Raw genomic sequence first — 19,314 nt, 5'->3', positions numbered from 1 at the left:
TATATGAATCAGAAATACTTAGCAGCTTACACGCAGGGGATGGATGAGGACATACAGCTTTGTATCAAGGCAGATGCAGAAAACATTGCTGCCTTTATCGCAAAGTACCCCTTTGCGCCTAAAATCACCATGGAAACTTTGAACGGTTACTTTCTCCTGAACACCCGGATGGGTTTCATTGATAGGTGCTATGACCAAAACTATTTGGCTACCCAGCTCATTCCCGTTCTTGCCCCTATGCAGATGGGAAAACGTGATATACCGGAAATCATCAGCCTGTCCGATTACTCAGAACTGTCCCCGGAAGATACCCCTCTGCTCCCTGACTGGAATGCTTGGCGTGACTACGGTATTTCGGACAAGGATTTTCCGGCGTTCCGAGAAAGCCTGCTTGAAATGGAGAATGATCCTGCTGATGTAGATTCAGAAGAAATGGATAGATAGGAGGGATTTTTTGAAACACAATATTTCACCGGAACTGGCCGAGCTTTTTAAGAAAAAAGCATCCGCTATGGGTTATTCCATTCGTGAGGAAGCTGCGGAGCATGACCCGCAGCTTCTCTTGTCGGCTTTTCAAAATCAGGAGGAAATCTGCAAGTTTGAAAAGACCGGCGCCATGCGTTTCAGGCGTGACAGCCCTTTTGTGGAAGAACGGAAAGAGCTTCACAGCCTGCTGTTAGACCTAAAGGAACGCTATGACCTGTATTTGAACGCAAAGCCGCTTGACTGTGAGGGGGTACAGGACTTCCGGTTGATTTCGGAGTTTGGCAATCATCTTCTTGCCGCCAAGCAGTCCAAGGACAATGAAATCCGCTTTGTCACATGGCAGTATGATTATGACCGCAGCGGCGTGACCCTCGGACATTACTATGAAACCAATTATGAGGGCGCTTTGAAGGATTTTACCGTGCGCTCCGGCCTGATTGACGAAAATCAGCTTTTCACGGAGGAAGAAATGGCGGTTCTGTATCAGTCCTGTGTGTTTCGCGGAAAGAATGACGATGACTTGACCTTTGACACCGAGAGAAAATTGCAGGATGTGATCGAAAAGCTGGAGGGCAATTTGCCCCAAGAAGTCGTTACGCAGCAGCAAACGGTACAGGAACAGGAGGACGAGCATGGAATATAGCCAAATCAACACCATCACAAAATATGGTCCTGACGATTATTCTCTTTGGACGCTCACGTTGCCCCGTGACCAAATCGGGGAAATCCGGCAAGGTACACCTGTTGTGGAGGGCGATATGCGCCGGGTGTTTGAGGAAATCCGTTCTGTCGATTACCAACCGGAATCAGTATGCAACTTTGTACTTCCCCAAAGCGAGGGCTTGCGCCTGTTTCGGGTGGATATGGGTGAAGATTTTGCGTACGGAAACAGGCATAACGGCTGCTCCGTCCGTGGTTCCAGAGAAGAAATCGTGGCAGAGCTGCGCGAGGTACTCAAGGGGCAGGGATACCACCTGTATGGAAATGCACATTTTCAGAATGTGGATGTGCTGGAAATCCTGCAAAAGATTGTGGAGCATAACACTGACTATTATAAAACGGACTTCGAGTACGATATAGAAAAGCTGCGGGAGGCTGCCGCCGACCGTAATGCGGAACGGCATTTCTTCTGGATGAGCAGGGGCGGCGGAACATGGTGCTTTGCGGAGCCGGAGGTCTATATCCGTAATACAAGCCAGCATAATACATGGAATTATTACGGCGGGAGCAAGAGCGAACACGTTAAAACCTTTTGGATTGAACTGAAAGGGATGCGGGATGAAAAGGTTATGGGCGATATTGTCGAAATGGATTATCAGAAGCATTTGGACTATCTCTGCACCCACTCCTTTGAACCGTCTGCGGTAGAAATCGTGTTCAAGAACCCTAACGATGTCCGCACCTTTTCTTATCAAGAGTACGACCAGAACTTTCAGTCGATTGCCCAGCGGTACGGAACTGTGGAACGGGTTTCTTTCCGGGTGGCAGACCCCTATGAGCTGTCCCGTGCCGTAATTGAGGCACACGGACTGTTTTGGGACGCCACAGAGCCGATGAAAATTGATGATTATGTGAAACGGCTGGATCGTGACCGGCTCCATGACCATGGCTATACTGCCGACGATCTGGTGCTGACCGGCCCCTTAGATGCGGAAAAGGCGGTAAAAAACGCTCTTGCCTGCTATGCCCTTTCCCCGGACGGCTCCAAGGAGATGATTGCCGACCGTGACGATTTCCAAAAGCACCAGTACAGAGGCGCCTTGTTCGGCATGACGATGGAGGAACGGGATACCTTGCAATATTTCAAGCAGGACTGTATCCCGCTGTTTTCCCATGGAGAAATGCGGGAAATCTGCTCTCTTGCGGTGCAGGCTGGGATGGAAAACAATCCTGAAAAGGCTCCCCTGCTGGATCGCATCATCCATAAAGCGGAGTGTGCCATGTCAAAAGCGGAAACCAAATCTGCTTTGGAGCAAGAACATGAATTTGAAATGGAGGATAGAGAATGAAAAAGAAAATGAATCCCAAAACCAAACGGGCGGTGGTGGTGCTTTCCATCATCGCCCTGATTATTTTTATTATCGGACTGGTAAGCTGCTCCATTCAGCTTTCACAGAAAACCCCGTCACTTCCTGCTGTGACGGACAGCGGCAATCCGGTTCCCACCCCCAGCGAGAAAATCGTAATCCCGAAAATTGACCAAGGAAGCCCCGGCAATCTGCCGGATGACACAGTTCCACAAGGCGATGAAAATAGCAAGCCGGAGGAAATCGGGAACGATGGCAAGGATGAGGAACAGGGCAAGAATAAACCTTACCCCGTAAAGCCTGCGGAAAAGCCGTCAGTGCCATCCAAGCCTGCCGCCCCCACTATGCCGCCTGTAACCCCGACACCCAAACCTACCGCACCGCCTGTTACCCCCACACCTAAGCCGAGTGAGCCTGTGAAGCCGACAAAGCCTACCGAGCCGCCGAAACAGGAGGAAAAGCCAAGTACGCCCGACAAACCGGGCGGCGGCGGTTCAGGAGGCGGCAGTACCAGCTATCCCGCCGCTGCGGTAGAAATCCTTATCCCTGAGTACAGTCACGCGGATATGGAGTTTGAGGTAAAGACAACGCTGCGCAACGTGAAGTCGCTGGATTGGACTGTTGCCGAGGACGGAAAGGACACCCCGCAGGGGGATTTTCTGAAAGGCACGCTTGATAAGAATGGCGGGAAAATCACCATTACCCAGCCGGGACAGTATGTTTTGACCGCTGCCGCTAAAAATCATGGCAACCGGGCGTATACCTTTACCAAAACCATTACCATATACCCCACCTTTGACATCAAGATAGAGGCAGACAAAACCGCCCATACGGATCAATCCTTTGCGGTAAAAACTACGCTTTCCGACAATGTGAAGCAGCAATTAAACTGGCACATCTACAAGGATGGCAGCGAGGTGAAATGGCAGGAAGCTGTAACAGGCTCCCTTGCCAATGATGGCGGCTCTATCCAAATCAAGGATAAGGGCAGCTATACCCTGCAAGCCACTGCCTACGATGAAACCAGCAGGGAGTTTTCCGGAAAGGCTGATGTGCAGGTTTATCCCATTGTCGAAATCGACGTACAGACTCCAGCCGCCGCCCACACAGATACCCCCGTCACCGTTGCTGTGAATACCAAGGAGTTGGGAGATCTCACGCTTGTATGGACTGCGACCAAGGACGGTAAAGAAATCCCCATGACCGATTGCATGGAGGGCAAGCTGGACAATACCGGCGGTACGGTGCGTTTCCTTGGCAAAGGCGATTACAGCCTGATCGCCACAGCTACCGATAAGGCTGGCAGGGCGTTCAGCGGAAAAGCGGATATTAAAATCTATCCTGTGGCCGCTTTTTCGTTTGACCTTCCTGCCACTACCCACACCGATAAACCTACCACGCTAAAGGTGGTTTCCTCTGAATTGCAGGACATGACCGCTGAATGGACGGTGCTTTATAACGGAGAGATCACCCCGCTTACATCCGTTCTGGAGGGCAGCCTGACTAATGAGGGCGGCACCATCCGCTTTAAGCAGAAAGGCTCTTATACGCTGAAAGCCATCCTGCTTGATGCCCTCGGACGGGAATACAGCCATGAGTCCAGCACTGTGGTTTACCCTGTTGCGGAAACAGGTTTTTATATTCCCCCTCAGACCCACACCGACACAGCCGTGGAGGTCAAGACCAGCTTTCAGGAAACAGCGGGATTGACTGCCGAATGGAGCTTGACGAAGGACGGCAAGCCAATCACACTGGAGGACGGCTTTGACGGAACCCTCACCAATGAGGGCGGCAAAATCCGCTTTAATGAGGTTGGCGAATATGTGCTGCAGGCGGCTGTTACCGACAACACCGGCCGCAGCTTTACCTATACCGCCCCTGTCAAAGTATATCCTGTCATTACTGTTTCGATGGAACTCACCAAGGAAACCCACACGGACAAGGCGGCAACGGCTTCTGTCAAGCTGACAAATGCCGGTTCCCTACCTGTGGCTTGGGGCATGGCGAAAAACAGTGTGCCAGTACAGCCGGAGCATGAGCTGACCGACAAAGGCGGTTCTATCCGCTTTTTAGAAAAGGGCAGCTACGCCGTGACCGCCGCCGTGACCGATGAGGCCGGGAGGACTTTTGAGGACAGCAAAACCGTCAAGGTTTATCCTATCCCCGGCATGGCATTCAGCCTGCCTGCCGCTGTTCACACCGATGATATGGTCACGGTAGATACTGCCCTTGCCGATATGGAGGGGCTGACGGCGGTTTGGTATGTTGACAATACCTATGGTTTTCAGGATTGGGCGGTCTATATCGACGGTCAACTGGACAATCAGGGCGGCTCCATTCATTTCAAACGTGCGGGAGTATATGATTTGCAGGCAAGGGTGACAGACGCCACAGGACGGGTATTCCACTTTAACAGCGGAAAAATCGAGGTCCTGCCGGTGTTGTCCCTTTCCTTTGAACTTCCTGCCACCGGGCATACCGATACGCAGATCGAGGTCAGAACGAGGGGAAACAACAATGTGCTGCCGGTGGAATGGTCACTGATGAAAAACGGTACGGTCATTCCTTTGGAGCAGGCTGTCAGCGGCTCTCTCAATGCACAGGGCGGTAAAATCCGCTTTACAGGGAATGGAGAATACCGCCTGACCGCAACCATGACGGATGCGCTGGGCAGGGTGTTTACCGCCAGCAAGCAGATCAGTATTTTCCCCCTTTATAACTGCGATTTCTCTATGCCAGTGACGATTCATACAGGGCAAAACTTTGTTATCAACATGAGCAGCTCCATCAATCTGAACGGCAAGAGTATTGTATGGACGGCAACGAAAGATGGCGCAGCCGTGCCCCTTTCCGACTTTTTCAAGGGTTCGCTGGGCAATGGCGGCGGCACGGTTCATGTGGATACAGCAGGCAGCTACCGGCTCACGGCTTCTATCACGGATGAACTGGACAGAGTATTTTCTTGTACCCAAACCATCACGATTACCAATAATGCACCTACCAAACCGACCCTAACCGCTGATGTGACAAGGACATATGCAGACGGCAAATTCTTGGTGAATCTCACCGCCGTCAGCACCGACCCGGACGGAGATGCCGTCATTTATGAGTTTGAGGGTAAGACTGCCAACAATTATTATCCCATTGGAACGCATACTGTCAAAGTAAGGGCAAAAGACAGTTATGGCGGTGTTTCGGATTGGACATCGGCAACCTTTACTGTCGCCAATGCCGCACCCAGCAAGCCTGCTTTTTCGGCCAGCGTGACGAGGACAGCCAAGGGCGGAAGTTTCCTTGTAAACTTCTCCGTAAGCAGCACCGATCCTGACGGTGATGCGGTTAGCTATGAGTATCAGAACATGACTGCTGATCGCTATTATCCTGTTGGTACGCATACCGTCAAGGTAAGAGCGAAAGACAATTATGGCGGTGTTTCCGATTGGGCGGCAGTTACATTTACCGTAGCCAACTCTGCGCCGACAACACCGGTGATTACCAGAACGCCAAATGGCAACAGTGTGGCGCCCGGAACAGCAGTTACCATCAAGGCAGCTTCTACCGACTCTGACGGTGATGCGATTACTTATGTTTGGGAAGGGCGGAATGCAGAAACGCAGACCTATCCCCTTGGGAAAAATACTGTTCGTGTCAAAGCAGTAGACAGTACCGGCGCTGAGTCTTCATGGGCGGCAATCATCTTTTTTGTCGCTGACCCGAACCGTGGCGGCGGCATGACCTTGACCGGCCCGGAATCCACGATTATTGAGGATGGTGTAGACGGTGCAACCATCACATCATGGACATTTACAGTCCCGCCTGTCAGCGGACACAGCGCAAGCTATGATTACGGTCAGGTAAGAGGCTACAACCGACTGACCGGAAGATGGGAACAGTTGCCAACCGTGTCCTTCGATTCTTCAATCGGCTCGTCCTTTGCCGCTACGGATGGAAACTCCGCACGGGTTTACAGTTATAACGGGGTCTATATGTATGGTACATTACAGGCTGGTATTTACACAAAACTTGAATTTTATTACTTTACACCCCACACCTGTATGTATAACAAGAGCAATATCACGTACAGCGTGGAATTTTTCTTTGAATAAGTAAAAAAACATTTACTTCGGGGCATCACCGGTCAAGGTGATGCCCCGATATTTTTGTTGGAACAGGAGGTCACAATGCAGGGATTTTTGAAGCCTTATCAGGTGGCGCAGATTAAAAAGAAATATCCGTCCGGTACAAGGATTGAACTGGACGGCATGGATGGTGAACGGGATATGCCGGTGGGACTTAAAGGAACCGTTCAGTATGTGGACGATGCCGGGCAGCTTGGAATGAGCTGGGATAATGGAAGAACCCTTTCTCTTATACCGAATGAGGATCAGTTTCATATTATCCAGCCTGAACAGCGGGCGGAGGACAATAAAATCCGTGTGCTGGTGGTGGAGCCGGGAAAGGCCCCTTATGCCCAGCAGATTGAAAATGATTATCGGGCGATGCAGACGATGGTGGACGGCTCCATTGAATTTTTTCCCTTGCCGGAGCTGGGCTGTCACCTCTATTGTAACGATGAAGGTAAGCTGAACGGCCTGCCCGGAAACCGCCGCCTTGACAATAAGGATATTATCTGCGGCACGTTTTTTATATGTGCAGATGATGGGCATGGCAACGATATTTCTCTGAATGATAAGCAGCTCCGCTACTACACCGAGCGTTTTCGGGAGCCGGAGCGATACAGCGATGAGGAAGCCCACCATGTTGAATGTGTAATCAAGGTTATGCCCTCCGCAAGCGACAGCATCGAGGATGTGATGCGTATGCTTGGACTTTTGCAGGACGGCAACGACGAAATGGAGAGATAGTATGGAAGAAAATCAAAGTAAGCTGGACAGCTTTATTGACTATATCAATGCACATATCCTGCCTTTTATCGACTACAACGAGCTTGATGCTTCGTACCGAACAGCGGAAAAAGCGTATGCAAAAGGGATTTTGAACCGCCTGCACACGGCTATGCTGGAGCAGTATGGAGACACCCGCTTTGCCTGTGGTCATGGCGATATACAGGAGGACTATGCTGTGATTCCCGGCGTGGTACAGGGGAAGAAAACCGGAGAAATCGCTCTTGCTCTGTTGGGCATAGACCTGTCATCCTCCGGTGAACACTGTCAGACAGAATTTCTCTGTAAATATGGCGTGGTTTCACAGGGGCATAACGATTTGCCAAAGGCCCTTGCTGGGGAGATCACCGCAAGGTATTTGCCCTATGACTACTGCTACACAGCGGATATTGCCGGTGACATTCATATCTCCAAGAGCAGGCTGCCGGAGGGCATCAGGGAGATACTGAAAACCTTTCAAGAGCATACGGCAGAGCTTTTGTTTGAAGAAAATGAGGATATGGAACGCTGACCGTCCTGCTTGCAGGGCGGTTTTATGATGGAGGTGAGTGAGATTGAGAACACAGTCAAGGCCCATGCCATTTACCGAAGAACAGATGAAACAGGTCTTTGACACGAATATCATTGATTTTGCCGTACAAAACGGTTTTGAGATTGAAAAAGGCGATGCAAACACCGTTCATGTCAAACACAGCGGCGGCTTATATCTGTTTAAGCATGGCCGTGGCTATAAGTGCTTTAGTGAGCAAGCCTCAAGTGGGCAAAAGCGCAATATTATTACCTTTGTGCAGGAATATATGGGAGCAAAGGATTTCAAATCGGCGGTTGAAATGATTTTAGGCTGCCGGGCTTATGAGCAGACGGAACATTATGTACCACCCACCGAAAAAAAACCGAGAGGCGATCTGATACTGCCGCCAAAGGCCAAGAACTATAATCGTACCATTGCCTATTTGACCCAAACCCGTGGTATTGATAAGGAAATTGTCTATGCCATGATAAACCAAGGTAAGGTGTATCAGGCGGTGACGGAAAAAAGCGGATATACCTTTCAAAATTGTGCTTTCGTTGGCTTTGATGGAAATAACAGGCCAAGGTACTGTGCTTTACGCGCTCCCAGCGAAAGCAGCGGCTTTCGACAGGATGTAGAAAATTCAGATAAGACCTATGGATTTTGCATGGAGGGTCGTTCTAATCGTGTCTATGAATTTGAGGCGCCCATCGACGCCATGAGCCATGCCACCCTCTGCAAGCTGAACAGCATTGACTGGCAGGAAGATCACCGGGTAGCGGAAGGCTGTCTGTCGGATAAGGCTTTGTATCGCTATTTGGAACGCCACCCGGAAATTGACGAAATTGTATTTTGCTACGATAACGATGTGGACGGACAGCTTCCTGACGGTACTCCCCATAATCATGGGCAAGTCCGTGCGGAAATCTCCGCAGAGATATTTGCCGATTTAGGCTATACCACATTTATTCAGACGCCGAATACCAAAGATTTCAACAAGGATTTGACTACTTTTTTGGAACTGTTGGCGGCAGAGATGAGCTATTCTCAAACGGAAAATGAAATGGAGGAACTTCGATGAAAGTATTATTGATTGGCGGTGCAGTCGCCGCCGTTGTTATTTTAGTCGTATTGGCAGTTGCCCATGGAACTAAGGTATGCAGGACTGCGACCTTGTTCATGGAACATTACTGATGCCGGCACCATACTTCTTTTTTCGCTTTTTCAGGGAGCGAAGCGACCCATGCCCCCACCGCTTGCCGGTGGGGGCTACTTAATGCCAAAATCTCAGATTTTGGAGTTAAGGCAGGAATAGGCGGGTTCCACCCGCCAAGAAAACAGCTTACAGGCAAAGCCTGTAACGGGGTTCCCCACCATATAGAGGTGTTCTAAACGGAACACCGTGGAAAGGAGGCTGCCATGCCTGAAAAAAGTCTGAAACGGTCTATCAATTTTTCGCCCGAAACCTTAAAAGCATTGGATACCCTTGCGGCGAAAAACAGCACGACCACCTCGGAATTGGTCCGTCAGTTTGTCGAAAAAGGGCTGTCCATCGAGGGATATAGTCAGGACATTGATTTTATCGCAAGGATTATCCGGCAGGAGTTGATGGCGGTTTACCATCTTGAGGACATCAAGGCTGTGGTGGAGCAGCAGACAAACCGCATCGCCAAAATGCACATGAAGTCCGGTAAAATTGATGCCGCTGCCTTCTACCTTCTGATTAAGGTTTTAATGAATGTTGCCCATGAGGGTTCAGAGGATCAGTTTGACCAAATGCTCAATGAGGCCATCACGTTGGGCGTTGATTATATGCAGAAAAAGGATTTTCAAATCAACAGCTTTTTGCAGGACACGGACAATCTGCGCCGCCTTGCAGATAAATTATAGGAGGGAACAATGGGAAGATCAGTTTATATTTTAGCTTTTTGTGATGGCGATAAATCATGGAGTACCATGCGACTGATTGGTGCGACTACCGATGAAACAATGCTTTATGCCATGATTGCGGCAAAAATAAAAAGCGGTGAGCTGGGCTATGGCGATGTGGAAACAAGTTCATGGGATGCTTTTTCTGATGATTTTAAGAATGGATCGGTTAACCTTGATAAATTGCAACGAGGGTTTGTGTACGATTATGATGATTTGCAAATCACTGATCCTGTTTCTTTGGATCAGTTCCCCGAAGCGGCGGTCGCCTATGAGGAAATTACCGAGATACAGTCCAAGGTTGAAATCGAAAAGCTGGAGCTTGACCGCCGAAGTCTGATTTATACCGAGGTGGAGCTTCGCACGGATTTCGGCTATACCAACTTTCTCATGCCGGGATTTTGTGGCCGTGATGATTTGGAAGCGAGCGATGGCTTTCGGGAGTTTATGGAAGGAACAACCGATGCGGAAGTCAATGCCTGTGTGTATTCTTATTCCGTAGGAGCCGGAGAAAGCGAATATCCAAGCGAGGACGAATTGGCTATCATCAAGCAATATGCGGATGAACTGCACAAGGAACATAGCGTTGACTCCGTACTAAGCGATTTTATCAGCTTCTATTATGAAGCAGAACAGGAGTATTGAATTTATGACACAGGCAAACCGATACAAGGAACTTGCCGCATTGACAAAGCGGGCTGACAACCTCGACCCTGCTTATCATGCGGCTTTTTATCTGCTGTCCTATGACCCGGAGCTCTACGAAACCGCCCGCAGATTTGTGAACGTGGACGGCATCGGCTTCACCGGCATAAAACGGGCAACCCGTGACTTTGACGAGCGCACACGCTTTGTCGTTGATATTGCCCACAACCTGTTTTCCTATAACAGCGCTTGCAAAGCCACTCCCTTTGAGATTTCACGGCTGGGTTATCCCAACTTGGAAATGGTGTGCAATTCCTTTTATATTGCCACGGGGGATATTCGGGTTGTTTTGGAGCCGAGGCAGGACGGACAGCTTGAAATCAAGCTGGATGACAGCCGTTATCAGCAAAGCAGGCGTGTCCAGCGGCAATTTGAGCAGCTACAAAAAGCCATGTTTGCGGACATGGTGCAGGACGAGGCCATAGAGCCGGAAAGGTAAGGTGAATTATTTTGATTGCAGGAGTTATCTGTTATCAGGGCGGTACGCTGGTGGTAGAGCTGCCCTGCGGAGCTTATGAGCTGGCGGAGCATTTGGGCAGTATCGGCATCCGTTCCCCGGCTTCGGAGATCTTAGCCCATGGAACGGAACAGGTTGAAGTAAAGCTGGCAGCCGGTGAACCGATGGGAGCGTTCATTCTTGCCAACCTTCAGGACAGCGACACGCTCTCCGGCGTGAACCTTGCCTGTCAGGAAGTAAACCGTGTCTGCCCCTTTGGGTATGATGAATTTCTGGATATGCTCGATCCCGACCCGCAAGCCGGTTTTAACCGTTATGCGTTTTACAAGCCCTATGAAACTCTGCCGCCCAGCACCGCAGGGGGCATGAAATTCATTTTGGAGGAAAGCAGGCGCTACCACTCCACGATGGAGAATTACCGCACTGTATGCGAAGCGGAGGCGGCGGAGGACGACCGCAATATCAGGGAGGTAAATCGTATGCTGGAGTCTGGCGAGGATGAATGGGAACGCTGACGGGAGGTGACGGACAATTTCCCTTTTAGTTTATAAGCAGAGATTCAAAAATCCCAATTATAAAAGCACCGCTGGCAAGAATTATGCCCATGTGCGCTATATTGCCACCCGTCCGAGGGTTGCCAAAAATGAGGGAATGAGCCATGGACTGTTCGGAAAGCTCTCCCCTGGTCCCATAACCGAGTTTGAGGACTGGCGGGATGTGGCAAGGCTGGTCTATGCCAATTCCAAAAAGCATATCACCATGTACCGCAGCGTGATTTCTTTTGACGAGGAAACGGCTGCCGAACTGAACCTGACTGACCAAAAGGCATGGCAGAGGTATATTGAAAACCACATTATGACCATTGCCGAAAAAAACAATATCCGGCGTGGGCACTTGCAATGGGTGTGTGCGCTGCATAAAGAAAAGCGCCACCCCCATATCCATGTGGTGTTTTGGGATACCTCGTCACGGGTCAAGAATCCCTTTACCCCGCCTGCCGTTCCCAATGCCATCAGAAAGCAGCTCATCAAAGATACCTTTGCGGAGCGCATCCGTGCCTATGGGGAGCAGAAAAACATGTCCACCGCCGAACTGCGCAGTATCAGCAATGAACTGGTAGACGAGTTTGAACAGCATCTGCGGCGGCTGGGCAAGGATCAGTATAAGCGGCTCCGTGATGACTATGACGAGGAAAATGAGCTATCCGGCAGCTTTGATTTTGATGATGCTGTACTGAATGAAACCGCCGACCGTGTATTCCGTCTTAAATCCGCACTCCCGCCCACCGGCCGCATTGCCTATCAGCTTCTGGCTCCGGAAATCAAGGCCGAGGTGGATAAGCTGGTGGCGTATCTTTTAGAGAATGTCCCTGCACTCAGGGAGCAGAAAGAATGCTACATAGACAGCAAAATGAAAATGGCCCTGCTATATGGCGGCAGTGACGAATACCTTGGCAGCCTGCGGAACCGCTTTGCCGGGGAAGCGGACAAAATCATTGCAAACCGTGTGCTGGGCATGGTAAAGACCTTGAACCGGCTGGACTATGAAATAAAGTCCGAGGAATACAAAAGTGCCCGCCGTTCCTACTTTGCCGAGCAGATGTTAATGGAGGCACTGGATATGCTTTCCGGTCTGACCCGTGACAACGACAGCCGATTTGATGATTGGGAGAAGAAAAACGGCAGGGAGCTGTCAAAGGACGCGAAAAAAGAACTGTTTCTGAAATTGCAGGATAAAGGCTATGAACATTAAACATCAAGGAGGAATGAGGATTGAAAACCAGAAAAGAGTTTTTCGAGGACTTTTTTGCACGGCTGACCCAAAGGGGTTTTCGTGTGGAAAGTGTTATGGAAAGTGATATAGCCGCCGAGGTCTATAACGAAAGCTCCCTGTTCTGTGTGGTGACACAGGATGGGGAGCTTGTTTTTGAAACCTACGGCGGCGAAACGGTCCGGGCTTTGGAGCAGGCGGCTGAAGAAACCCGCACCGGCCTTTCTTGCTGTATTCAGCCGCCGTTTACGGATATGGATCGGACGGAAACGGTCCTGCTGACAGGCGGCTCCTACATCAAGGTGTTTGAAAGTACGGGAGTGGTGCTCCTCTGCCGCCGCACGACGCTGTTTGGATATGAGTTTGTCACCTGCCAGAAAGCCATGCCAAAGCACAACACAAAACGCTTTTACAGGGAACATTTCTTCTACGACCCCGTACTGGCACAGGATGATTTTTTGGAGCGCAGCGGCTTAAAGATACCGGCTCCGCTTTCCTTTTCTCACGATGAACTCCGGGCGCTGGTGTCCTGCTGTGCAAGGTGCGTCATGCTGGATAATGAGATGGACAGCGGGCAGGAAAGCCGTATCCGTGAATTGATGGCAAGGATTGAGGAAAGCCTGCCGGGGCAGCTTGACCTTTCCCCCCGCCACTACTTTCAGAATGAAATGTAAGGAGAGTGCCTATGAAAACCAAAACCGAATTTTATCAAAGCTATTTTGAAACCCTGCAAAAGAAAGGATTTACCGTGCAGCCGTCCACTTCGCCGGACTATGTGGCGGATATTTACCACAGGGATAAGCTGATTGCCTTTTTCACCAAGAATGACATGGTGATGAAAAATCCCTTTGTGGAGGTGCAGGATAAGCTCATGGACAGGATACAGACCCTTGCCAAATCCACAGCGGTGGCTTGCGGGATCTGTTCGGATAAGCCCTTTGACGAGGAAACCGCCGCAAAACTGCCCAATAACCTGTATAAAATCAATGAGCATAACGGCGTGGTTCTGGCCTGCAAGCAGCACCCCTTGTTTGACTATGTGCTGTCCACCTACCGTTGTGATGAAAAGAAAAACCCGATCCAGCGCCAGTATTTCTACAACAAAGAGGATGCCTTTGAGAGCTTCGCCACCAGAAGCGGCCTGATTGATGAAAAACGGCTTTTTTCCGAAACGGATTTGAAGGTCATCTATGCGGGGCTGGTCAAAATGCGCACCGTTGACAACGACATGACGCAGGACGATCTCAATTCCGTGGAACGGCTGGTGGATAAGATCGAGGACATTGTGCCGGAACTGCAAAAAAGAGAAAAGGCGCTGGATTTTTCTTGGCTCCTTGGCAGCATGGAGCGAGGCATCGAACGAGAATAAAAAGCGGCTGCCTTGTTAGGGCAGCCTGCTACTTTGTCATCAGTTTTGCGAAATGTAGAACCGCATCCGCTTTTTCTTTACTTAGCACACGGACACTTTCTACAAGCTCCCGTTCGTATGCAGTGGGGTACAGCACATCGCCACTTTCGTTATAAAATTCCGAAATTGTCGTGCCGAGGCGGGCAAGCAGTTTTTCAAGCACCGACACAGACGGCTGGCTTGCGCCTTTCTCAATTTTGCGGATATAATTTTCCGATATGTCAGTTTCCTTTGACAGCTTATAGACGCTAATACCCCTTTGCGTTCGGAGCTGTTTGAATTTTTGAGCTAAATCCATCGTTATCCTCCTATATTCTATCCTTCTATTATTATGCTGTATAACACAACAGAATATAAGCTATCGATAGTGGTTGATTATACGGATATATAGTTGTATTATGTAGATGTAGTAGAGCAACCCATCAGATAAGGAGAGTGATTTTATGAACCATCCAAGTGGAGAGTCGATTTGGGGCAATATCAATACTGCCCTTGAAATCGCACTGAATATTTATGTTATTGTAGCGAAAGATGAAAACGGCATTGAGCGTGAGGGCATTATGGTTCCGAAAGAAAAGGCCAAGGAGATATTGTCGGACAAAGCCATTTCCATGGCAGAGCAGGACGGAGATTGGCTCTGCTACGGCGAGGACATCAAGGATGTTCCCATGTATGAAATGCTTCAGCGGCGTGTGGCGGCTTGCAAGCGCATGGAAGCCAAGGCGGTGGAGATGATGGAGGAAATCAGGCGTGACGGCAAACTGCGTTTGGCCGATTACTTTGGCGAGTGCGCTCCGCCTGTCCAGCAGGAGAAAGATAGCCCTCCGCCTGTTCCGGTGAGAAACGGCATCTATTTCGTACAGTCAGGCGGACAGGATTTCTTTGCTGTCCATGAGGCGGTAGCCGATAATTTCATTTCTGATATGGCTGGAGCGTTTGGAAACCGTCAGGGCGAGTATCTGCTTTACGATTTGACCACGGCCGCTGTCCCCCTTTTTGAACTGAGTCAGATTTATGAGGAAGTGGGCGACCTGATTGTTTCCGAGGACAGCCTGCTGTCCACGCTGAACACAAACTTCAAAACCTATGTTTTGTATTATAACGAGCTGATTCAGGAGGAGGCGAAAATCCCACCTGTGAACGCTCCTGCCAGCCTGTTTCTGCAAAAGCAGCTTGACCGGTCAGCCAATGAGCCGGAACGCACGGACTTTGAGGAAGATGCCGCAAAGGAGTCCCATAGTCATGGCGAGGAAGCCGATGACTTCGGCTATGAGCCTTAAATTGGATATGTAAACAGAATAACAGTAACCGCCCCCCTGCACCGCATTGATGGTGCAGGGGGGCATTTTTTTGTTTTTCAGGAGGTGAACAACTTGAACATGGTGTATATCGCAAGTCCCCTGCGTGGGGACTACAACACCAATATTAAAAATGCTGTGGAATATTGCCGCCTTGCCGGAGCACAAGGGGTACTCCCTCTTGCCCCTCATATCATTTTCAGCCAATGGTGCAACGATACCATTCCTGAACAGCGTGAAAAAGGCTTACAGCTTGGCCTTGCCCTGCTGGAAAAAGTCGATGAGCTTTGGGTCATGGGAACCACATTCAGTCAAGGGATGCAAGGAGAGGTTGCATTTGCGATGGAGCATAAGATACCGATATTTTTTGTGTCCCATCCCCACGACCCGGCTTACTATCCGGTCAGTGCCGATGAAAACAGGCTTTTGACCTCGCTTGACTGTACCCCCGAAAGCAGGCAGGAAAGCTACGAAGGGCAGTTTGTGGTACTTCGGCATGAGCATATACGGCAGGAATATCGGACACCCCGCAATCAGATATGGACAGTCACCCATGGCCCCGGCTGCCGCCCAAATTACGCTCACAGTGATACCATTCACCTAACGCATCCTGTGGATGGGGATCGCATGGTGGTTGGGCGCGGCGATGTATGGGGTGTACCTACGCTTAAAACGATGGACTGCATCAGGCAGGCATATCCAGAATTTGATGCTGCCCTCCAGCCAGCCGCAGAGCCGGAGGGAGAGCTCTGCCGATGAAGAAAAAAGAAAAGCTCATTTTAGGTTCTCTCATCATCGGCCTTGGCACAATTTTCAATCTGTTCTTTACTGCGGCTTTGCATGGGCTGTTGTCGCACCGGGTCCGCACCCTGACTTTACTCCCGTTATGGGACTGTATCGCAGGGCTGTTCACCCAGCGCCAGCAGCTTATGTTGTTCCTGTCCTTTGAGGGCTTCCTTTGCCTGTGCTGTGTCCTGTTTTGGGTACAGAACAACCGCCCCTATCAAAGCGAGCTTGTACGGGTGGCCGAGGATATTTTTACGCCTGCCCCGGTAGGACAGTATCAGCACGGCTCGGCCCGGTGGCTGCGGGATGAAGAAAAAGGAAAGGTGTTTGGAACACAGGTCATCCATCCGGCGAACCCTATTATTCGCAAGCTGCTGGACACCGGCTTTGATGATCTGCCGTTTGTGGCGAAAAACAAAAACGGAGGTATGTCCTTAGAGCAAGTGGAAATCGGGCAAGGTGCGGCAGCACAGAACGAACCCAAGCCACCGCCCATTCCTATAAATCCAATGGAAGAAAAGGAGGAATTGATACAGGATGCGGACTTTGAAGCTGTGGATTATGACCTTGCGGCTGCGCATTTAGCCAAAGCACAGTCGCAGGATACCCCGCCCGCCCTACAGGATAAACCGGCAAAAGAAAAAGCAGACCCCTACAAGCTGTTTGACGAGGGCGGCATCGTGGTAGGTACGGAGAAAATCAAAGCCAAAGAGCTTGGGGAGCCGTCCGAACGGCTTTACTACATTTCCGACGATACCCATTCCCTGACCATCGGTGCAACCCGTTCAGGGAAAACACGCTGCCTTGTCATCCAGTCGATCTGTATGCTGGGCCTTGCCGGGGAGAGTCAGGTTATTAGTGATCCAAAGGCCGAACTGTTCCACTACACATCTGCGTTCCTTAAAAAGCTGGGTTATGAGATAATCTGTCTGGATTTTAAGAACCCCGAAAAAAGCACCCGATACAATCTCCTTCAGCCGGTCATTGATGCGGTCAACAAGGGTGATATGGAGCGTGCGGAAATGTATGCGTGGGATATTACCAACATCCTTGTGGGCGATGATGTTTCCAACGAGAAGATTTGGGAAAACGGCGAAAAATCCACCATAGCAGCAGCAATCCTTTGTGTGGTGGTAGATAACAAAAAACGGCCGGAGTACCAGAACCTGACCAACGTGTATTGGTTTATCGCAGAAATGAGTAAGTCCGTGGGCGGCAAGACGCCCATGAGTGAGTACATGAAAAAGCTGCCCAGCACCCATCCGGCACGGGCGCTCATGTCTATTGCCGAGGTTGCACCAAGCCGCACCAAGGGTAGCTTTGATACCTCGGCGCTGACTACCCTGCGCCTGTTCACCAGCCGATCCGTCTATTCCGTTACCCATAAGAGTGACTACAACATCTCGGAGATCGGACAGAAAAAGCAGGCTCTGTTTATGATTTTGCCGGACGAAAAAACGACTTATTATCCCATCGCCAGTCTGATGGTATCCCAGCTCTATGAGTTGCTGGTGCGCCAATCCGACCAGCGGGGCGGTAGGCTCATGCGCCGGGTCAACTTTGTGCTGGATGAGTTCGGAAACTTTACCAAGCTCACGGACTTTACCAACAAACTGACGGTAGCGGGCGGACGCGGGGTACGGTTCAATCTGTTCCTGCAATCCTTTGAACAGCTTACCCAAAAGTATGACAAGGAAACGGCGGCTATCGTCAAATCCAACTGTCAGACATGGATTTATCTGCAAGCGGACGATAAGGAAACCTTGCAGGATGTGTGTGACAAGCTGGGCAAATACACCACCAGCGCCTACCAGCTTTCCAGTCAGCACGGGAGGTATGTCAACCCCTCCAGCTCTCACAGCATCAGCCTTGTGGCAAGGGAGCTTTTGACAACGGATGAAATCCGCAGAATCCAGCGACCGGCACAAATCGTCATCAGCCGTTCCCATCCGGCGCTGATGAACGCCCCCGACCTGTCACAGTGGTATTTTAATCAGATGTGTGGATTGGGAGGCAAGGAACATAACCGTCTGGTTCGGGAAGCGAGAGAAGCAGCCCGGCCAGTTTTGTCAAAAATGACAGGCGATATTCCTCTGTGGAACATTTGGGTGTATTACGCCAAGGACTTGCAGATGAAGGAAGCCCAGCAGAAGTCACAGGCTTTTGCTTCTCAGATGGGTGCAATTTTTTCAGAAAAAGGATTCCGGAAAGGAGGTTCCAAACACAGTGAAAGTGAAGATGGAACAGATGATTAAGAAAATTGGAGCAAAAGGCAAGGCGGTGAGCGCAGGAGTGCTCACCGCTTTTCTTATGCTCCAGAACAGCACGGTAGCCTATGCCGCCGGTGGCGGGATTGGTGGAAGCCAGATTGCCAAGGGTACGGAAAAGCTCATTCAGGATGCTACCACATGGCTGATGATTTTAGCCCCCGTGGTGGCCGGTCTGCTTATTATCTATTTCTGTATCCGAAGAAGTGCGGCGGACGAGATGGATCAGAAAAAGTGGAACAACCGCATTGTGGTGGCGATTGTGTCCTGCATCGGTGCGGTGCTGGGCAGCGCCACCCTCAATATCATCATCGGCTACTACCAGTAAGCCGATACCCACTTCGGTATAAAGCTGGTAAACACCTACCGGCTTTATCATAACTCAAAATCTATCAATGAAAAGGAGAAGAAACACGATGAAAAACTTTATGAACAAGGTCATTTCCAAGGCAAATGATGTAAAAGAAAAGGGAAAGGCTGCCGCCATTGCAGGGGCTTTGAAGCTCCAGCAGCTCAAGGCAAAATCCGGTATGGTCCTTGCCCAGCAGTCCGGCGAGGGGTTCGTGGACACGGCGCTGAAGATTTTGATTTCCGTGGTGATCGGCGCCCTCCTTCTGGCGGGGCTTTATATGCTGTTCAACGACACCGTACTGCCTACGCTGGTTGAGCGTGTCAAAGAGCTTTTCAATTACAGAGGGTAAGACCCTGAGTGACCCATGCTGCCGTTATGATGCGGCGGCATGGGATTATTGTATCTCGGTACAAT

Annotated in this window: 21 protein-coding genes; 20 read left to right on the top strand and 1 reads right to left on the bottom strand. The window is 50.2% G+C overall.

What is annotated here, in order from left to right; translation table 11 throughout:
* Nucleotides 1-3: 3 nt before the first annotated feature.
* From DS742_RS12980 to DS742_RS12915, 15 genes are all read left to right on the top strand, one after another.
* A complete protein-coding gene (locus DS742_RS12980; protein ID WP_117417419.1) occupies nucleotides 4-444 on the top strand; it encodes a hypothetical protein in 441 nt (146 codons plus the stop codon).
* 10 nt (nucleotides 445-454) lie between these two features.
* Nucleotides 455-1,129, top strand: a complete 675-nt coding sequence (locus DS742_RS12975; RefSeq protein WP_117417418.1) for a hypothetical protein — start codon at nucleotides 455-457, stop codon at nucleotides 1,127-1,129.
* Nucleotides 1,119-2,495, top strand: a complete 1,377-nt coding sequence (locus DS742_RS12970; RefSeq protein ID WP_117417417.1) for a hypothetical protein — start codon at nucleotides 1,119-1,121, stop codon at nucleotides 2,493-2,495. The genes DS742_RS12975 and DS742_RS12970 overlap by 11 nt, the downstream gene beginning before the upstream one ends.
* Entirely contained in the window at nucleotides 2,467-2,685 is a 219-nt protein-coding gene (locus DS742_RS28600; protein WP_147325783.1) for a hypothetical protein, read from the top strand. The genes DS742_RS12970 and DS742_RS28600 overlap by 29 nt, the downstream gene beginning before the upstream one ends.
* 550 nt (nucleotides 2,686-3,235) lie before the next feature.
* The gene (locus DS742_RS12965) at nucleotides 3,236-6,619 is read left to right on the top strand and encodes an S-layer homology domain-containing protein (protein ID WP_147325781.1); all 3,384 of its coding nucleotides are present in this window, start codon (nucleotides 3,236-3,238) and stop codon (nucleotides 6,617-6,619) included.
* A gap of 75 nt (nucleotides 6,620-6,694) precedes the next feature.
* On the top strand, nucleotides 6,695-7,378 hold the full coding sequence (locus DS742_RS12960; protein ID WP_117417415.1) for a DUF3846 domain-containing protein: 684 nt from the start codon (nucleotides 6,695-6,697) through the stop codon (nucleotides 7,376-7,378).
* Between the two features lies 1 nt (nucleotide 7,379).
* The gene (locus DS742_RS12955) at nucleotides 7,380-7,928 is read left to right on the top strand and encodes a hypothetical protein (RefSeq protein ID WP_117417414.1); all 549 of its coding nucleotides are present in this window, start codon (nucleotides 7,380-7,382) and stop codon (nucleotides 7,926-7,928) included.
* Nucleotides 7,929-7,965: 37 nt separating this feature from the next.
* Nucleotides 7,966-9,009, top strand: coding sequence for a DUF3991 domain-containing protein (locus DS742_RS12950; RefSeq protein ID WP_437126173.1), 1,044 nt, complete (start codon nucleotides 7,966-7,968; stop codon nucleotides 9,007-9,009).
* A gap of 338 nt (nucleotides 9,010-9,347) precedes the next feature.
* Entirely contained in the window at nucleotides 9,348-9,818 is a 471-nt protein-coding gene (locus DS742_RS12945) for a hypothetical protein (RefSeq protein WP_117417412.1), read from the top strand.
* Nucleotides 9,819-9,827: 9 nt separating this feature from the next.
* The gene (locus DS742_RS12940; RefSeq protein WP_117417411.1) at nucleotides 9,828-10,502 is read left to right on the top strand and encodes a hypothetical protein; all 675 of its coding nucleotides are present in this window, start codon (nucleotides 9,828-9,830) and stop codon (nucleotides 10,500-10,502) included.
* A 4-nt stretch (nucleotides 10,503-10,506) separates the two neighbouring features.
* Nucleotides 10,507-11,001, top strand: coding sequence for a hypothetical protein (locus tag DS742_RS12935; RefSeq protein WP_117417410.1), 495 nt, complete (start codon nucleotides 10,507-10,509; stop codon nucleotides 10,999-11,001).
* A gap of 11 nt (nucleotides 11,002-11,012) precedes the next feature.
* Nucleotides 11,013-11,534 carry a hypothetical protein gene (locus tag DS742_RS12930; protein ID WP_117417409.1) on the top strand — a complete coding sequence of 174 codons (522 nt, stop codon included), beginning with the start codon at nucleotides 11,013-11,015 and terminating at the stop codon, nucleotides 11,532-11,534.
* A 16-nt stretch (nucleotides 11,535-11,550) separates the two neighbouring features.
* On the top strand, nucleotides 11,551-12,771 hold the full coding sequence (gene mobP3, locus DS742_RS12925; protein WP_117417408.1) for a MobP3 family relaxase: 1,221 nt from the start codon (nucleotides 11,551-11,553) through the stop codon (nucleotides 12,769-12,771).
* 20 nt (nucleotides 12,772-12,791) lie between these two features.
* Complete coding sequence (locus DS742_RS12920; RefSeq protein ID WP_117417407.1) at nucleotides 12,792-13,463, top strand: hypothetical protein; 672 nt, start codon at nucleotides 12,792-12,794, stop codon at nucleotides 13,461-13,463.
* A gap of 11 nt (nucleotides 13,464-13,474) precedes the next feature.
* Nucleotides 13,475-14,158 carry a hypothetical protein gene (locus DS742_RS12915; protein ID WP_117417406.1) on the top strand — a complete coding sequence of 228 codons (684 nt, stop codon included), beginning with the start codon at nucleotides 13,475-13,477 and terminating at the stop codon, nucleotides 14,156-14,158.
* A gap of 28 nt (nucleotides 14,159-14,186) precedes the next feature.
* Here DS742_RS12915 and DS742_RS12910 read toward each other — a convergent pair whose 3' ends face one another.
* On the bottom strand, nucleotides 14,187-14,495 hold the full coding sequence (locus DS742_RS12910; RefSeq protein WP_117417405.1) for a helix-turn-helix domain-containing protein: 309 nt from the start codon (nucleotides 14,493-14,495) through the stop codon (nucleotides 14,187-14,189).
* Between the two features lie 145 nt (nucleotides 14,496-14,640).
* On the opposite strand from DS742_RS12910, the gene DS742_RS12905 reads away from it, so the two are divergent.
* The 5 genes from DS742_RS12905 to DS742_RS12885 all read left to right on the top strand — a co-directional run bounded on the left by DS742_RS12905 (nucleotide 14,641) and on the right by DS742_RS12885 (nucleotide 19,249).
* Complete coding sequence (locus tag DS742_RS12905) at nucleotides 14,641-15,477, top strand: hypothetical protein (RefSeq protein WP_117417404.1); 837 nt, start codon at nucleotides 14,641-14,643, stop codon at nucleotides 15,475-15,477.
* 99 nt (nucleotides 15,478-15,576) lie between these two features.
* Nucleotides 15,577-16,254 carry a DUF7768 domain-containing protein gene (locus tag DS742_RS12900; protein ID WP_242996468.1) on the top strand — a complete coding sequence of 226 codons (678 nt, stop codon included), beginning with the start codon at nucleotides 15,577-15,579 and terminating at the stop codon, nucleotides 16,252-16,254.
* On the top strand, nucleotides 16,251-18,536 hold the full coding sequence (locus DS742_RS12895) for a VirD4-like conjugal transfer protein, CD1115 family (protein WP_117417402.1): 2,286 nt from the start codon (nucleotides 16,251-16,253) through the stop codon (nucleotides 18,534-18,536). Before DS742_RS12900 ends, DS742_RS12895 begins: the two co-directional genes overlap by 4 nt.
* Nucleotides 18,508-18,876 carry an Mbov_0395 family pilin-like conjugal transfer protein gene (locus DS742_RS12890; protein ID WP_367575502.1) on the top strand — a complete coding sequence of 123 codons (369 nt, stop codon included), beginning with the start codon at nucleotides 18,508-18,510 and terminating at the stop codon, nucleotides 18,874-18,876. The genes DS742_RS12895 and DS742_RS12890 overlap by 29 nt, the downstream gene beginning before the upstream one ends.
* Before the next feature lie 88 nt (nucleotides 18,877-18,964).
* Nucleotides 18,965-19,249 carry a DUF6133 family protein gene (locus tag DS742_RS12885; RefSeq protein ID WP_117417401.1) on the top strand — a complete coding sequence of 95 codons (285 nt, stop codon included), beginning with the start codon at nucleotides 18,965-18,967 and terminating at the stop codon, nucleotides 19,247-19,249.
* The last annotated feature ends 65 nt before the right edge of the window (nucleotides 19,250-19,314 follow it).

The sequence above is a fragment of the Lacrimispora amygdalina genome (genome assembly GCF_003432035.1).
Classification (GTDB): Bacteria; Bacillota; Clostridia; order Lachnospirales; family Lachnospiraceae; genus Lacrimispora; species Lacrimispora amygdalina.
The sequence above is the reverse complement of the archived record's forward strand: the minus strand, read 5'-3'. Positions and strand labels throughout refer to the sequence as shown.

Bases quoted from the DNA above. Each gene is read 5' to 3' on its own strand.
- DS742_RS12980 (WP_117417419.1), top strand. From the start codon at position 4: ATGAATCAGAAATACTTAGCAGCTTACACGCAGGGGATGGATGAGGAC.
- DS742_RS12970 (WP_117417417.1), top strand. From the start codon at position 1,119: ATGGAATATAGCCAAATCAACACCATCACAAAATATGGTCCTGACGAT.
- DS742_RS28600 (WP_147325783.1), top strand. From the start codon at position 2,467: ATGAATTTGAAATGGAGGATAGAGAATGAAAAAGAAAATGAATCCCAA.
- DS742_RS12960 (WP_117417415.1), top strand. From the start codon at position 6,695: ATGCAGGGATTTTTGAAGCCTTATCAGGTGGCGCAGATTAAAAAGAAA.
- DS742_RS12955 (WP_117417414.1), top strand. From the start codon at position 7,380: ATGGAAGAAAATCAAAGTAAGCTGGACAGCTTTATTGACTATATCAAT.
- DS742_RS12945 (WP_117417412.1), top strand. From the start codon at position 9,348: ATGCCTGAAAAAAGTCTGAAACGGTCTATCAATTTTTCGCCCGAAACC.
- DS742_RS12940 (WP_117417411.1), top strand. From the start codon at position 9,828: ATGGGAAGATCAGTTTATATTTTAGCTTTTTGTGATGGCGATAAATCA.
- DS742_RS12935 (WP_117417410.1), top strand. From the start codon at position 10,507: ATGACACAGGCAAACCGATACAAGGAACTTGCCGCATTGACAAAGCGG.
- DS742_RS12915 (WP_117417406.1), top strand. From the start codon at position 13,475: ATGAAAACCAAAACCGAATTTTATCAAAGCTATTTTGAAACCCTGCAA.
- DS742_RS12910 (WP_117417405.1), bottom strand. From the start codon at position 14,495: ATGGATTTAGCTCAAAAATTCAAACAGCTCCGAACGCAAAGGGGTATT.
- DS742_RS12905 (WP_117417404.1), top strand. From the start codon at position 14,641: ATGAACCATCCAAGTGGAGAGTCGATTTGGGGCAATATCAATACTGCC.
- DS742_RS12900 (WP_242996468.1), top strand. From the start codon at position 15,577: ATGGTGTATATCGCAAGTCCCCTGCGTGGGGACTACAACACCAATATT.
- DS742_RS12895 (WP_117417402.1), top strand. From the start codon at position 16,251: ATGAAGAAAAAAGAAAAGCTCATTTTAGGTTCTCTCATCATCGGCCTT.
- DS742_RS12885 (WP_117417401.1), top strand. From the start codon at position 18,965: ATGAAAAACTTTATGAACAAGGTCATTTCCAAGGCAAATGATGTAAAA.